We start from the raw sequence: 13,788 nt of genomic DNA, 5'->3' as shown, positions 1-13,788 counted from the left end.
TCGGCGCGCTGGACGGCGGCGGCGTGGGCCTTGATGACCTCGTTGGCGCCGGCCAGTTCGGCCAGGGCGGCGCGGGTTCCGGCGAGCGACTCGCCCTGGTCATCCAGATGCAGGACTTCGCCGGCACTGCCGCGAGCGATCCGCTGCTGTCCTACACCGTGACCACCACCCCGAGTCCGTTGAAGGCGTCGCCGGAGAATCCACAGGCGCCCGAGGAGATCGGGGAGGTGGTGATCTCGGTGTCGCGGCAGAGCGGTACGCCCGCGGATGTGAAGTCGATCCGGGTGAAGGTGCCGGCCGGCGTGATGTCGCCGGACCTGGCGACGGATCTGGCGAAAGTGACGCCGAGGATCACCTTGGCCGGTTGGAGCGCCCGGTTGGACGCCGCGGCGAAGGAGTTCGTGTTCTCGCCGGCAGCGGATCACACGCCGGTCGGCCCAGATCTCGGGTTCACGATCCAGCTGTCGGACATCCCTATGAGCCGTAAGGTCGGGACGGCGCCGATCACGGTGACGGAGTCGTCCCGGACCGGCAGTTCGGCGTTCCAGGACCGGGTCACGGTCTTCAACCTCGGGAAGTTCCCGGCCGACTTCTATCTGCGGAACTTCCTCTGCGAGCCGTCGATCATCCAGAACGGCGGCGACGTCAAGCTGACGTGGGAGCGTTCCGCGAACGCGAAGTACGACCTCCTCTACCCGGGCGTCGAACGGGACGTCACCGACCGCAGCAGCCTGGAGCTGGAGGGCATCAAGGCCGACACCACCTTCTACCTGCGCGCCACCACCGGCGACCCCTCCAACCCGGTCGTCCGGATCGTCTCAACCCAGGTCACCGTCCTCAAGCCCGATCTGGACATCGGCAGTCTGACGGTCGCGGGCGTCACGACCCTGCATGGCGAACTCGTCGTCAGGCAGAGCGCCGACGCCTTCGTGACCTGGGAGTTGGCCGCTCTCGGCTCGGACACCGTGGGGGAACTGCGGCAGCGCTGGACCGCCCCGACCTCCGGATGGGTGACCGTGACCGTCCGCAACGGCTCGGGAAGCAGCAAGGCCGAACTCTGGAGCGGCGCCCCGGGCTTCAACGCCCACGCGCACTGTCCGCCGGGCACGGAGGGAGCATCCGCGATGCTTCCGGTCAAGGCCGGCCAGGACTTCGGGTACGCACTCAGCCGGGGCAGCAGCGGCAACCGGATCAAGGTCGACTGGGTGGGCATCGGTGTGGACACCCGCAAGCCGGTCTACCTCGGTGCCACCGACGGCGGGCCGATGTGAACGCGCGGGGGCCGCGGCGCACGGCCGCGGCCCCCTTGGAGCTGTGGTGCCGTGGTGCGCGACGGCGTCAGGAGATGTTGAGGGCGGTGTCGTCGATCACGAAGCTGGTCTGCAGGGAGCTGTCCTCGGCGCCGGTGAACTTGACCGTCACGCTCTGGCCCGCGAAGGCGGAGAGGTCGTAGCTGCGCAGCACGTAGCCGGTCGCCTTGTTGAGGTTGCTGAAGGTGGCCAGGGTGGTGGAGCCCGCCTGGACGGTCAGCTTGTCGTAGGCCGTGGAGGCGGTGGTCTCGGCGGAGTCGATGTGCAGGTAGAAGCTGAGGGTGGCGTGGCAGCCCTGCGGGAGGGTCACCGTCTGGGCGAGGGAGTCGGTGTGGGTGGAGCCGTACCCGTCGAGCCAGGCCTTCCAGCTGCCGGCGTGGGCGGCCTGGGAGGCGCTGTTGTCGACGACGCCGGAGCTGGCGGTCCACGGGGCGGCGCTGCCGGTCTCGAATCCCGCGTTGCCGAGCAGCTGGACCGGGGCGCAGTCGCCGCCGGTGCCGGTGACCGTCCAGGTGAAGCTGGTGGAACCCGCGGCGCCGGTGGTGTCGGTCGCGGTGACTGTGACGGTGTAGGTGCCGGCGGTGGTGGCCGTGCCGGTGATCAGGCCGGTGGCGGAGTTGACGGACAGGCCGGCGGGCAGGCCGCTGGCGGAGTAGCTGAGGGTCTGGCCGGTGGCGGAGTCCGTCGCGTGGATCTGCAGGGAGGCCGAACCGCTCTGCGCGGTGGTCTGGTTGCCCGGGTTGGTGACGGTCACGGTGTTGCCGGAGCTGGTGCCGTTGGTGAAGGCGGCGGTGCCGTTGGGGGTGCCGAGGCCGGTCGGGCCGTCGTACCCGGTGGCGGCGGTGCAGAGGTAGGACGGCGAGCAGCTGCCGTTGGCGCCGCTGGTCACGTCGTAGAGCGAGGAGGTGTGCGCGTACGGGTAGGAGGCGGGGCTGGTGCCGGCGGCGGGGGCACCGGCCAGCGCGTAGACGGCGGCGATGATCGGGGCGGAGGCGCTGGTGCCGCCGTAGACGTTCCAGCCGCTGCCGCCGTAGGTCTGGTAGACGGCGACGCCGGTGGCGGGGTCGGCGACGGCGGAGACGTCCGCGACGGTGCGCCTGGCGCATCCGCTGTCGGTCTGCCAGGTCGGCTTGGCGTCGTACGCGGAGCAGCCGGAGCCCGCGCCGTTGCCGCCGGAGCTGGTGCCCCAGACCTTCTCGGTCCAGCCGCGGGCGCTGGAGTTGCGGCTGAGGCTGGTACCGCCGACGGCGGTCACGTACTTGGAGGACGCCGGGTACTCCGCGCCGTAGCCGGAGTCACCGGAGGAGACGGTGATGGCGACGCCCGGGTGGTTGAAGTACGCGGTGTCGGAGGCGGTGTCGGTGGAGTCCTCGCCGCCGCCGTAGCTGTTGGAGACGTACTTGGCGCCCAGGCTGACCGCGGTGTTCACGGCGGCGCCGAGGTTCTCCATGGTCGCGCTGTCCGCCTCGACCAGCAGGATGTGGCAGTTGGGGCAGACGGCGCTGACCATGTCGACGTCGAGCGAGATCTCGCCGGCCCAGCCGCTGTCGGCGGTGGGGTAGCTGGTGCCGCCGCGCTGGTCGACCTTCTTGAAGCAGCCGTTGGCGGTGGTGCAGGCGGGCAGCCCGTACTGGGTGCGGTAGGCGGCGAGGTCGCTCTCCGCCTTGGGGTCGTCGTTGGAGTCGACGATGGCCACGGTCGCGCCCGCGCCGGCGGAGGCCGGCAGGTTGTAGGCCGAGGTGAGGTCGGCCGGACCGTAGCCGGACGGCGTGGCGTCGGGTGCCAGCGTCCGCTGCTGGACGAGGTCGGTACGGGCGAGCGCCAGGCAGGCCATCTCGCCGGGGTGGCTGGGGGCCGCGCAGACCCGCCTGGTGCCGACGGGGGACTGGGCGCCGGTGTCGGTGGCGGTGGCGCTCGGGGCGGCCACGGCCAGGAGGCCGGTGGCCGCCATGGCCAGGGCCGGGAGCCCGGCGAGGAGTCCGCGGAGTCTGGGCAGGTGCGGGCTGCCGCTGGGGGAGTGGGAGCGCAAGAGTCGACCCTCCGTGGGGTGAGGGCGCGGCCGGTCCCGGCAGGGGTGTGCGCCGGTGCTGGCCCGTGCCCGTGCTGACGGATCTCGGCATGTGCAGACCGGCCGCGGCTGGTGGCCGGGAGCCGGTCCGATGCGCTGTACGGGAGTGGGGTATCGCAGTCGACTGTCAGGGGCCTGACAGCATGCTGGGCGCGCCAAATGGCTTACCCGCCGGGGCAGTTGTTCGGCTGCGTGGCTTCGACGCTACTGACGGCCGTGGCGGCGCGGCAAGGCCGGGCCGCCAGCCTTTGCCGGGCCTTGTCCATGGCTTGCCAACCGCGTGGCGCGGGCGGCCGCACCCGAGGGGGCGGGCCCGGCGCCGCCTGCCCGCGGACTCCGACGCACCGCTGCGGGACCTGTCCCCATCCGGCCGAGGGGTACAGCTTCCGATCCGGCGCGAACGCGTGATCCAATGAGTCCATGGGGGATATGCGAAAGACCTATGGGCCGCTGGAACTCGTCTCAGGGCGTTGGGTGGTGGGAGACTCCCACCGGCCGGACGGTTGCTGGGTGGAGTTCCGAACAGAGGGAATGGTCCGGTTCGAAGGCGGCGCCGAGGACGAGGTGATTCCCTGGTCCAAGGTCATGCTCGGGATCGGTATCCAGATAGGGCACGGGACGAGGGGATCGGCCTCTGAGGGTGAGCTCGGGTTGACGGGCATACTCGGCGGCCTCCCCGGCCCCTTCAAGGGACGCGGGGGTGGCCACCTCAGCATGACCCTCCGCCACCCGTACGAGGACCGGAAGCTGACCTTCGACCGGCACGCCGCCTGGTACAAGCCGACACACATCCTGCTCCTGGCCGAGCTGATGACGCAGACGGTCGCTGCCGGTGACGCCCACCGGCTCGGCGATGCCGACTGGCTCGCATGGGCGGTCGGTCGCCTGGAGCTCGTGACGTCCTGGCCGATCGGCCGTCAGCCGGCGGCGGTGGTGCAGGCGGCGCTGAAGGACGAATGACTGTCCGGTCGATCCGGCGACTCGCTGGTACTCCATCCGTAGCGGGGCTGGTCGCGTCATCGACCGGGGGCCGGTGGGGCGTTCGAGGGCGGTGTTGACGGCGAGGAAGGGGTGCGCGAGGGGGCCAGGGTGACCCGGCGGCGCACGTTGCTGCTCTCGTCCGGTCCCGTCGGCGCCTTCGAGCCCTGGAACGTCTCCTCGACCGTCCAGCGGCTTCCCACGAGCTCGACCAGCTGGAGAGCAGCGCCGGGGCGAGGGACAGCGGTAGTGGGCCGGCTCGCCGGTGCTGCGGTTGCGGCGGATCGTCAGGTGCTGATGGCCGCCCGTCGGGGGCGGCCGCGGTGCGGGCGACGGGCTCCCAGTCGTAGTGGCGGTGCCCCTTCGCGCCGTGTGCGACCGTCAGCCGCTCGAACTCCTCCGGCCGGCAGGCAGGGACCACGTTGCGGCCTTCGGCCACCACAGGGCCGTCTGTCTTCGCACACCGATGATCGGCGCTGGCTGCACCTGTCTGAGCGCCGGCAACATCGCTCCTTACGGCTGGAGCGTCAGTAGGGTGGCCTCGGCCGGGGTCCCTCCGAGAAGTACGTCCGGATCAGCGAGATCTCGGCCACGCGGTGTCGGCCGGACAGGGCCGATTCGGCGGCCTGTCGGTCATTGAACGGCCGGTATTCGCGGCGGTGTTGGGTGGCACCTTCGAAGGACTGCTCGTTCGAGAGCAGGGGGAGGGACTGCTGGTCGCCGACCATCGTGATGACGAGGTAGTCGTCCGTCGCGGGGTCGACGTAGTGACGGCGCTCGGCGGTGTAGCCGGAGCCGGATGGAAGCGGCGCCGGGGAGCCCTGCCAGCCCTGGGCGGTGAGTGCTTCGTGCCACCTGCGGGCCACATCCTGGAGCCCGCCGTCGAAGGTCACGTACAGTGCCGTCTGCCGCTGGCAGAACACCGGGAGAGCAGAGTCGGAGTCGAACTCGCGATGCCCCCGGAGGCAGCGGTCCAGGGTCGCGTCCCCCAAGGATCTGGGCGAGCCCGGGAGCGCACCGGATATCTCGGACAACCGACGGTCCAGCTCCACGGACGCAGTCCGGCTGGCGGCCGCCACCTGGGGTGATCGCGCGACACCCCCGATGCCCGGCCAGATCGGGACGTAGCCCCAGTACGCCCCGGCGGCAACCACAGCTGTGGCTAGCACGCCGGCACCGATGGCCAGCCTTCTGCGCCGCCTGTGTGATCTCGTTGTGGCCATGCGGCGATGCTGCCATTCATGCGTCTCGACTGCGTCACGACCGCGTCCTGATGGCATACGGGCCCCTTGTGAGGCGGGCGGCGGGATCGGCGGAAGACCTGGAGACGCGGGCCCCGACCCGGCCGCCCCCGGGCGCGCCGCCGTACCGTGCACGTGTCGGGACCGTCCGCGGAGGAGCACGGCGTGCCGCGGCGGTGCAGTGCCGGACACTTCGGACGGTTGGTCATAGATTGTCCGCTCACGGGAGTGAGTGGCGGGATGAGCCGCCGGTCGGTGCTCAGGTCGGGCGTGGCCGTCGGCCTCACCGTCGCCGCCGACGGGTCCGCCGCCGCGGGGTTGGCGGCCGGGCGCGCCGCGGCCGCGGTGGCGCGCGGCTTTCCGCAGCCGCCGGTGACCACCCCGGCACCGGCGCCGGGCGCGGGCGGCCGGGTCCTGGAACAGGTCCTCGACGTCCGGTTCACGGACGTCCTCGTGCCGAGCCACGGCCGGCTCACCACCCGCACCTACAACGGCGCGATCCCGGGGCCGACGCTGCGGGCACGGGCCGGGGACACCCTGCAGATCACCCACGTCAACGGCTTGCCGCCCAACCCGCCCCACCACGGCGGCCACAACACACCGCACCGCCCCGACACCGGCATCACCTGCACCACCTAGTGCCCGCACCGAGGCCTCGGCGATGCCCTCCACCGCGCCCTCCGCGGCGGCCTGCAGGCCGACGGCCAGGGCGACCGCCTCCTCGTCGTCGATCACCCACGGCGGCAGTGCCGCTCCCGCGGCCAGCTGGTAGTCGCGGTCCACACCGTGCTGCGACTCCACCGGGTAGCCCAGTTCGCGGAGCCGGTCGATGTCGCGGCGCAGGGTGCGGATCGAGACGTCCAGCCGATCGGCCCGTGGTCGTCGCCCGGCCAGTACCGGTGGGCCTGGAGCAGGGAGAGCAGCCGCAGCGTTCGGCGGCTGGTGTTGGCCATGGATCCGATCCTCCCGCTATTCAGGTCAGAAGGTGACCGCTATGGCTCCTAACGTTGACCTTGTCGACGGAGCAAGAAACCACGGAAGGCGGAAACCCCCCATGAGCGAGACCCTGACCGTCAGCGAGTCCACCACCGACGCGCCGGCCGCGACCGGCGAGCGCGCCGACCTGCTGGCGGCGCTGGCCAAGCAGCGACACTTCCTGCGCTTCACCACCCGTGACCTCACCGATGAGCAGGCCGGAGCGCGGACCACCACCAGCGAGCTGTGTCTGGGCGGCCTGATCAAGCACGTCGCCTCGGTCGAGCGGACCTGGGCCGCGTTCATCGTCGACGGCCCGGCGGCGATGCCCGACTTCACCACCTGGACCGAGGCCGACTTCGCCCGCCGGGCCGACGAGTTCCGGCTCCTGCCCGGTGAGACGCTCGCCGGTGTGCTGGCCGACTACGACGAGGTGGCCCGCCGCACCGACGAGCTGGTCATCACCCTTCCCGACCTCGGTGCCACCCGGCCGCTGCCGAAGGCGCCGTGGTTCGAGCCGGGTGCGCAATGGTCCGTCCGGCGGGTGCTGATGCACGTCGTCGCCGAGACCGCCCAGCACGCCGGCCACGCCGACATCATCCGCGAGGCGATCGACGGCGCGAAGAGCATGGGCTGACCACCCGGCCGCCGCGGGGCACTCGGCCGGCGTCGCTGCCGGCGCGCGCCGAGTGCCGACGGCCGGTTCCTACCGGGTGACGGGCGGGCTCATCCGGACCTCGTTGCCGCAGATGGTGATCTCCGCCGGCTTGCCACTGCGGTCCACCACCGGAACCCGGACTCCGCTGCCGTCACCTGGCGCGGCCACCTCGGCGGCGCCGGCGGTGACGAACACGCAGTTGCCGCTGTCGGGCCCCTTGCCGTTGAACTCGGAGTAGCGCAGGGCGATCACCACCTTCGTACCCGCGCCCAGCGCCACCGGAGCGGGGCTGCCCGTTCCGACCCCGGTGGCCTGTGGGCCCTTGCCCAGGTGGAACTCGAGCTTCGGGTACCCGGTCAGGGTGCAGCTGCGGGTGCCGGCGTTGACGGCGACGAGTTCGGCGTTCGCCGGATCCTTGGCGCCGGTGCCCGTACCTGCGTCGGTGAGGCGGGTGAGGGTCCACCTCAGGTCCTGGGTGGAGCACTTGGGCGCCTGCGAGCTGTCGGAGCTCCTGGCCGTCGTGACCGCGCCGGTGGACGGCGCGGCGGACGGGGCGGCGGCCGGAGCACCGGACTGGCCCGCGACCGGTACGACCGACACCGGCGCGACCGCAGCAGTCTTCGGCGGACTGGCTGTGGAACCGGAACTGCAGGCCGTCAGGCCGAGCCCGGCACACAGCACGGGAACGGAGACCGTCAACAGAGAGCGCGAACGCATGGATCCCCCCGGATCGTCAGGACGGCCGGCGGGCCACCTCCGCCCGGTCCGGTCGTGCGTTGTCGGAAGTGAGGACACCATGACAGCTGCGCCGGTTGCGATGGACACGAACTTCCCGGGATGAACCTCAACCCTCCTGGCGCCACCCGGCCACCGGCCGGGCTCTCGGGCTCACAGTTCGATGTCGGGGTGCAGTCGGGCCACGGTCCAGCTGCGCTGACGTCGGACGGTGAGGGTCGTGATGGTCAGGAAGGCGAGGCCGAAGCCCGCCAGCGTGGCGATGTCCCGCAGCAGGTGGGAGGTGAGACCTCCGGAGATCGTCACGCGCAGGCCGTCCACCAGGTAGGTCATCGGCAGGAGTGGATGGATGGCCTGGAAGAACGCGGGGGTGGTCTGCATCGGGTAGAGGCCGCCCGAGGCGGTGAGCTGGAGGATCAGCAGGACGAGGGAGAGCACGTCCCCGACGGCGCCGAACGCGGTCCGCAGGCAGTGGTCGACGGCGACGAAGGCACCGGCGCCGACCGCGAGCAGCGCCACCGTCTGCAGCGGTCGTAGCGGGTGGAGTCCCAGGGTCAGGTCGACGACGCCGTACAGGACGAGGGCGCCGATGACGCCGAGTGCCGCGCCGGGGAGCCAGCCCGCGACGGCGATTGTGGTGGAACGGGTGCGGTCGGCCAGCGCCCGCCGGTTGACCGGCCGCAGCAGGAGGTAGGCGAAGAGCCCGAACACCCACAGGGCGATGCCGAAGAAGAACGGGGCGAGCCCGCGTCCGTACACGCCGGCGGGGTGCAGGTTCGAGCGGTCGATGCGCACCGGGGTGCCCAGGACCTGGGACGCTTCGGCGAGTTGGTCGTTGCTGAGTTCCGGGATCTGCGCCTTCCCGTTGCCGATCAGGTCGGCGAGCTTCGTCGCGCCGTCGTGCGCCTGGTCGGCGGCGGTCCTGAGCGTGCCGGATCCCTGCTGCAGGGTGGCGAGGCCCGCCGTAACGGTGTCCGCGCCGGCGGCCACGCGCTGCGCGCCGGAGTCGATCAGGGCGAGGGGGGTCCGGGCGTCGCGGATCTGCTGCTGGAGCGCGGCGGTCGACGCCCGGATGTCGGTGGCCTGTTGGAGGGTCTTGTGGGCGTTGCCGGCCGCGGTCGTGGCGCGGCTGTCGATCTGCCCGGCCGTGTCGTCCACGGTGGTGGCGTCCCGTAGGGCGAGTTGGAAGAGCGGGTCGTTGCGGAGTTCGGGGTGCGCGTCGGCGAGGCGGCCGAGGTCGGTCACCGCTGCTGCGGTACCTCGCTTGACCTGGCCGGTCCCGTCGTGAACTGCGTCGAGGCCTTGGGCCGTGAGGCTCGCCGCGTTCACCAGCGCGTCGGCCGCGGTGGGGAGTTGCTGGGCGGCTGCCTTGTCGAGTGCGGCGGTGGCCTTGTCGACCTGGGCGGCGGCCTGGCTGATCTGTTCTGCACCGTCGGCGAGTTGGGCGGAGCCGGTGTGGAGGGTGGCGGTGGCGTCGGCTGCGGCCGAACTTCCCTGCTGGGCGATGGTGGTGGCGTTCACCAGGGCCTGTGCCCCGTCCGCCGCCGTTCCCAGCTTGGCGCGGACGTCCCCCAACTGGCCGTAGATGCCCCGGACGTAGGCCTCGTGGGCGGCGGAGTTGACCTGGTCCTGGAGCTTGGACTGGACGACCTCCGTCATGACGCCCGCGATGTAGTTGTTGGCGTCGTTGAGCTCGATGTGGATCGCCGCCTGCAACGGCTGCTGGTCAGGGCCGGTGGCGAGCCTGGCGCTGAAGTCGGCCGGGATGTGGACCGTGAAGTAGTAGCGGCCGTGCTCCAGGCCGGCGCGGGCCTCGGTCGCGTCCACGAATTTCCAGTCGAAGTCCCGCGATGCCTTGAGTTGTTGGACCAGTTGGGCTCCGGCGTCGACGCGCAGGCCCTGCCGGGTGTCGGCGGGCCGGTCCTGGTCGACCACCGCGACGGGGATCCGATGCGTCTTGCCGTACGGATCCCAGTTCGCCCACAGGTACATCGCCCCGTAGAGCAGCGGGATCAGGCACAGCAGCAGCGGCACCCAGCGGCGGAGCGGCCCGCGGAAGCTCCGCAGTTCCAGCAGGGCCAGCCTGATCGCGGTCATGCGCACTCCTCGGTGACGTGCGGTGCCGGGCACTGTTGTGTGCGGCCTTCCTGGCCGGTCCCGGGTAGGCGGTTGCGGCTCAGCCGGGGCAGCGCCACCAGGGCGGGCGTCGGGTCGAGCGCGCCGGGCGGGTCGCAGGCGCCGGCCAGCACGGTGCACCCGGTGGCGCACACCCGGCTCAGTGCCTGCCACAGGCGCGTATGGTCGGCGGCCGGGCAGCTGCGGTCCACGTCGTCCACGACGATCGCCGCCGGCTCCGCGGCCAGTGCCAGGGCGACCGCCAGCAGGAGCCCGTCGGCGGGGGACAGGTCCCGGACGAGCTCGCGGCCAGGTACCTGTAGGTCGACCACCTCGAAGGCGTCATCGATGCGACGCCACGCCGTCTTGGGCGTCAGGATGCGCCGTTCGGCGATCAGTTCGCTCACGCGGAGTCTGCCGTCGAGACCGACGGCGGGCTCCGCGCGGGCGACGGCGACCAGGTCGCGGACCTGTCGTTCGGCACCGGGCAGCAGGTGTCCGCCGACCCGCACCGCCCCCGAGTCCAGCCGCATCCGGGCGGCCAGCGCGAGCAGCAGGGACGTACGCCCCGACCCGCCCGGGCCGTGCACCACCAGCAGGCCACCCGCCCCGACCCGCAGGTCCAGGCTCTCGAACACCGCTCCTCGCGGTCCGCACACGCTCACGCCGCGCGCGACCACCTCAACACCGGGAATCCTCACCTACCGTCCGGTATCCCGGATCGGCCGCATGATGCTGTAAGCCGCGTCACAACTCTGCCGACTCCGGGCCGTCAGCACCCGGTTCACGGACGGCTTGACCTTCACTCCGGAGGGATCAGCCCGTCGGCGGGCGAGCTGGATTGCGCGCAAGGGGGACCAGGTTGCGAGGCGGTCGGGTGCTGCGGTGGAATCGGGCGGGCTGTGCACCTGCGGCCCGGACGGGGAGGGATCGGTTCATGGACGGGACGACGGCGCTGGACGGCGTGCTGCAGCAGGCGCACCTGGTCCGGGTGAGCTCGGTGAGCCGCTCCGGGGCGGACGGAGAGATCCGGGTGGACCTCTCCGATCCGGCGGAGTCGGCCCGGCTCAGGACGGCCATGGCCGTCGAATCGCTGCCCGGGTTCCACTGCATGTGCCTCGGGGACGTCCGCTTCGAGGTGTTCGACCGGGACGGTGGGCGGCTCGCAGTCGTCGTCCTGCACCATGGGGCGACACTGAGATGGGGGCAGTGGGAGAGCGACGCCGTCCTCGCCGACGGCCGCCCGCTCCTGGCGTGGCTGGACGGGCACGGCATGCCCGGCCCGATGCAGCAGTTCGAGGCCGACCGGCTACGGGCGGAAGAAGGGGCCGAGGAGGAGCGCAGCTGGCTGGCCGCGATGCCCGCCGGACTGGAGGGGACCGCCGACCGGATCCTCGACCTCTCCCGCACCGGCGGCAGGCCCTCCTCCGAGTTGCTCGTGGAACTCACGGACCGACTACAGCTGACGTTCCCCGACCCGGTGGAGCGGGTGCTGGCCCTGCTCGAGTGGTACGGCTCCGGCAGCGGGCGCTGCTCCGGCTACCCCGTCCACGAGGGCGTGCCCGGCGAACTGCTCGGCAGGGTGCCGATCGCCGACCTGCTCGCCGCCCTCGCCGACCCGCGGGCCGAGGAGCGGCACGACGCCGGGGCCGTGCGGCACCTGGTGGGCTGGAAGACCCGCCCGCGCCAGAAGCGGGACGTCGCCGGCCTGCCCGAACCGCTGCGCGCCCGACTGCTGGCGCACGCCCGCCGCTCCGGAGACTCCGACAAGCAGAGCCGCGCAGAACGATGGTTGGCAGCACCCCCGCGAGCCTGAGACCCTCCGGAGCGTCCGGCGCCCGGCGAAGGCGACGTTGTCGGCAACACGGCCGTGGGCGGCACGGGTCGTAGTCGCCGGAGACTCACCGAGCCCTGCTGCACCAGACCCGAGATCAATCTGACCGGCCGTCCCGGGCCTGGTCAGGGCGGGCCTGTATAAGCGCAGCGTTGGCCGCAGCGCCGTCCACCAGCGTTCTCCTCTCGAGGCCCTCGGACGGCAGACCCCCGCCGAGCTGTTCGCCGCCGCTCTGACAGCATGACACCTGCGGCGTTGCGATGATCATGAGAATCCACCAACTGCGAGGGGATCGGAGCGGGATGCACGGTACTGGAGCGGAGGTCGACGGCGCGCGCGGGGTGTTCGCAGTGGACTCGACTGCCCAAGGCGCCGCACCGGGGGGACTCGACGTCTTCCGGCGCGGGTGGGAGACGCAGGTCGGTGACGACGTCTTTCAACTGCCGGCCTTCAGCACGGATACGATCGGTGACTTCCGGGTCAGGGGCAATGTGGCCAAGGTGCACGGCGCGGCGATCGCCGATCTTCACGCCGCGTCGGCCACCCGGACCGCGGACGTCCCGGGCGGCGATCAGGACCTGGTTGCCATGTACGTCGTGCGGCGCGGCGCATGGACTCTGGAAGGCCCGCCCGGCTACGGCGACCGGACCGTGTCGGCTGGGCAGTTCCTCGTCCGGCACCTCGGGCGCCTGACGGCCTTCGAGACGACGGCGCACCTCACGGCGAAGTTCCTCGTCCTGCCCCCCGGCGAGCTCAAACCCCTACTCGGGACCCGGGTCATCACCGGGCCGGCGGACTCGGCCGAGATGCGCTTGCTGACGGCACTTACGGACATGATCCACATGACCGTGGTCGACCTCGGCCCGGCCGGTGTGGCGGCTGCCCAAGGCACCCTGGTCGAGCTGGCCAAGGCGGTGGTGAAGGGCCGGTTCGACGACGTGGAACCCCGGTTGGCTCCCGCGCTCACCCAGGCGGCCAAGGACCTCGCGGACCGTCGGCTCGCCGACCCCGAACTCTCTCCGGCCGTGCTCGCACGTGAACTCAACGTCTCCGTCCGTACGCTGCACCGGGCATTCGCCGCGGTGGGTGAGCAGGTGACCACCTACATCCGCCACCGGCGACTGCATGAGGCCCGGCTCGCCCTCGCCGCGCCGTCAGGGCGCCTGAGCATTTCGGAACTCGCCGCACACTGGCAGTTCGCGGACGGCAGTCACTTCACCCGGGCCTTCAAGAAGCACTACGGTCAGACTCCCACCGAGTACGCCCGCTCGACCGGCGCAGCCTCGCTCTCGCCGAACCGGCACCCGCCGGGCCACGGGCCGGCCGAGAACGCGTGACCAGAGGTACGGCCGCAGTTCAGCGGATGCCGACGCCGATCCGGAAGCCGGTGACGATCTGGGCGAGGGTGTCGTGCCTGCACAGAGGCACCGGCGCCACCAAGGTTCGCCGGGAGGGCCGAAGCTTGCACCGGCGGTCACCCTCGGGGGTGACGATCAGCGGGGTGACCCACCCGACGAGCGCATGCGGCAGGTCCAGTACGGCAGGACAGGTGACCAACGAGGCTCCCCGGCTGGTTGCTTGAGACGTGAGACATCTCGCTCAACACCGCCCGGGCGCCTCGTCCGTTCTGCCCTTGTGCCGCCTGCCCGCCGCCCGCAGGGGCGGTGCGCCGTGCGGGTCAGCGGGCGATCGAGATGGCGAAGGGTGTGAATCCGTCGGCGCGGATGACGTGCGGGACGAAGAGGATGGCGGCCTCGGTGGCGCGGGCGGTGCGGATTGCGCCGAGGTCGGTGATCCAGTCCTGGTGCCAGCCGAGGTCGGTGAGCAGGTCGCGGACGGTCTGCTTGGCCTGCGGGTCGTCGCCGGAGAGGAAC

11 protein-coding genes and 3 pseudogenes are annotated in these 13,788 nt (G+C 71.8%); 6 read left to right on the top strand and 8 right to left on the bottom strand.

The features are described 5' to 3' along the window. The coding region (locus AB0D08_RS37750; RefSeq protein ID WP_359894876.1) for a hypothetical protein at positions 1–1,271 on the top strand (1,271 nt) is incomplete at its 5' end. A 67-nt stretch (positions 1,272–1,338) separates the two neighbouring features. Here AB0D08_RS37750 and AB0D08_RS37745 read toward each other — a convergent pair. Then, complete coding sequence (locus AB0D08_RS37745; RefSeq protein WP_359894878.1) at positions 1,339–3,261, bottom strand: putative Ig domain-containing protein; 1,923 nt, start codon at positions 3,259–3,261, stop codon at positions 1,339–1,341. A 627-nt stretch (positions 3,262–3,888) separates the two neighbouring features. Here AB0D08_RS37745 and AB0D08_RS37740 point away from each other — a divergent pair. Then, positions 3,889–4,338 (top strand): hypothetical protein, encoded by a 450-nt coding sequence (locus tag AB0D08_RS37740; RefSeq protein WP_359894874.1) that lies wholly within the window; start codon positions 3,889–3,891, stop codon positions 4,336–4,338. 545 nt (positions 4,339–4,883) lie between these two features. On the opposite strand, the gene AB0D08_RS37735 is transcribed toward AB0D08_RS37740, so the two are convergent. Further along, on the bottom strand, positions 4,884–5,579 hold the full coding sequence (locus AB0D08_RS37735) for a hypothetical protein (protein WP_359894880.1): 696 nt from the start codon (positions 5,577–5,579) through the stop codon (positions 4,884–4,886). Between the two features lie 258 nt (positions 5,580–5,837). On the opposite strand from AB0D08_RS37735, the gene AB0D08_RS37730 reads away from it, so the two are divergent. After that, positions 5,838–6,236 carry a multicopper oxidase domain-containing protein gene (locus AB0D08_RS37730; protein ID WP_359894872.1) on the top strand — a complete coding sequence of 133 codons (399 nt, stop codon included), beginning with the start codon at positions 5,838–5,840 and terminating at the stop codon, positions 6,234–6,236. Here the strand turns inward: AB0D08_RS37730 and AB0D08_RS37725 are convergent. Then, positions 6,234–6,550 (bottom strand): annotated as a pseudogene (locus AB0D08_RS37725) (HTH domain-containing protein); the annotation flags it as partial. The gene AB0D08_RS37730 and the pseudogene AB0D08_RS37725 sit on opposite strands and share 3 nt — an antisense overlap. Before the next feature lie 101 nt (positions 6,551–6,651). On the opposite strand from AB0D08_RS37725, the gene AB0D08_RS37720 reads away from it, so the two are divergent. Then, the gene (locus AB0D08_RS37720; protein ID WP_033822036.1) at positions 6,652–7,209 is read left to right on the top strand and encodes a DinB family protein; all 558 of its coding nucleotides are present in this window, start codon (positions 6,652–6,654) and stop codon (positions 7,207–7,209) included. 69 nt (positions 7,210–7,278) lie between these two features. On the opposite strand, the gene AB0D08_RS37715 is transcribed toward AB0D08_RS37720, so the two are convergent. From AB0D08_RS37715 to AB0D08_RS37705, 3 genes are all read right to left on the bottom strand, one after another. Then, the gene (locus tag AB0D08_RS37715; protein WP_359894870.1) at positions 7,279–7,830 is read right to left on the bottom strand and encodes a DUF4232 domain-containing protein; all 552 of its coding nucleotides are present in this window, start codon (positions 7,828–7,830) and stop codon (positions 7,279–7,281) included. A 288-nt stretch (positions 7,831–8,118) separates the two neighbouring features. Next, positions 8,119–10,062 carry a YhgE/Pip domain-containing protein gene (locus AB0D08_RS37710; protein ID WP_359894868.1) on the bottom strand — a complete coding sequence of 648 codons (1,944 nt, stop codon included), beginning with the start codon at positions 10,060–10,062 and terminating at the stop codon, positions 8,119–8,121. Continuing rightward, positions 10,059–10,718 (bottom strand): ATP-binding cassette domain-containing protein, encoded by a 660-nt coding sequence (locus AB0D08_RS37705; RefSeq protein ID WP_063794418.1) that lies wholly within the window; start codon positions 10,716–10,718, stop codon positions 10,059–10,061. The genes AB0D08_RS37710 and AB0D08_RS37705 overlap by 4 nt, the downstream gene beginning before the upstream one ends. 299 nt (positions 10,719–11,017) lie before the next feature. Here AB0D08_RS37705 and AB0D08_RS37700 point away from each other — a divergent pair, with 299 nt between their 5' ends. Next, positions 11,018–11,896 carry a hypothetical protein gene (locus AB0D08_RS37700; protein ID WP_359894866.1) on the top strand — a complete coding sequence of 293 codons (879 nt, stop codon included), beginning with the start codon at positions 11,018–11,020 and terminating at the stop codon, positions 11,894–11,896. A gap of 368 nt (positions 11,897–12,264) precedes the next feature. Next, positions 12,265–13,251, top strand: coding sequence for a helix-turn-helix domain-containing protein (locus AB0D08_RS37695; protein ID WP_359894865.1), 987 nt, complete (start codon positions 12,265–12,267; stop codon positions 13,249–13,251). A 28-nt stretch (positions 13,252–13,279) separates the two neighbouring features. On the opposite strand, the pseudogene AB0D08_RS37690 reads toward AB0D08_RS37695, so the two are convergent. Next, a pseudogene (locus AB0D08_RS37690) lies at positions 13,280–13,471 on the bottom strand (IS5/IS1182 family transposase); the annotation flags it as partial. 121 nt (positions 13,472–13,592) lie between these two features. Next, positions 13,593–13,788 (bottom strand): annotated as a pseudogene (locus tag AB0D08_RS37685) (NADP oxidoreductase); the annotation flags it as partial.

Source organism: Kitasatospora sp. NPDC048540, from assembly GCF_040651175.1.
Lineage (GTDB): Bacteria > Actinomycetota > Actinomycetes > Streptomycetales > Streptomycetaceae > Kitasatospora.
This window is presented reverse-complemented; position numbering and strand designations above follow the sequence as displayed.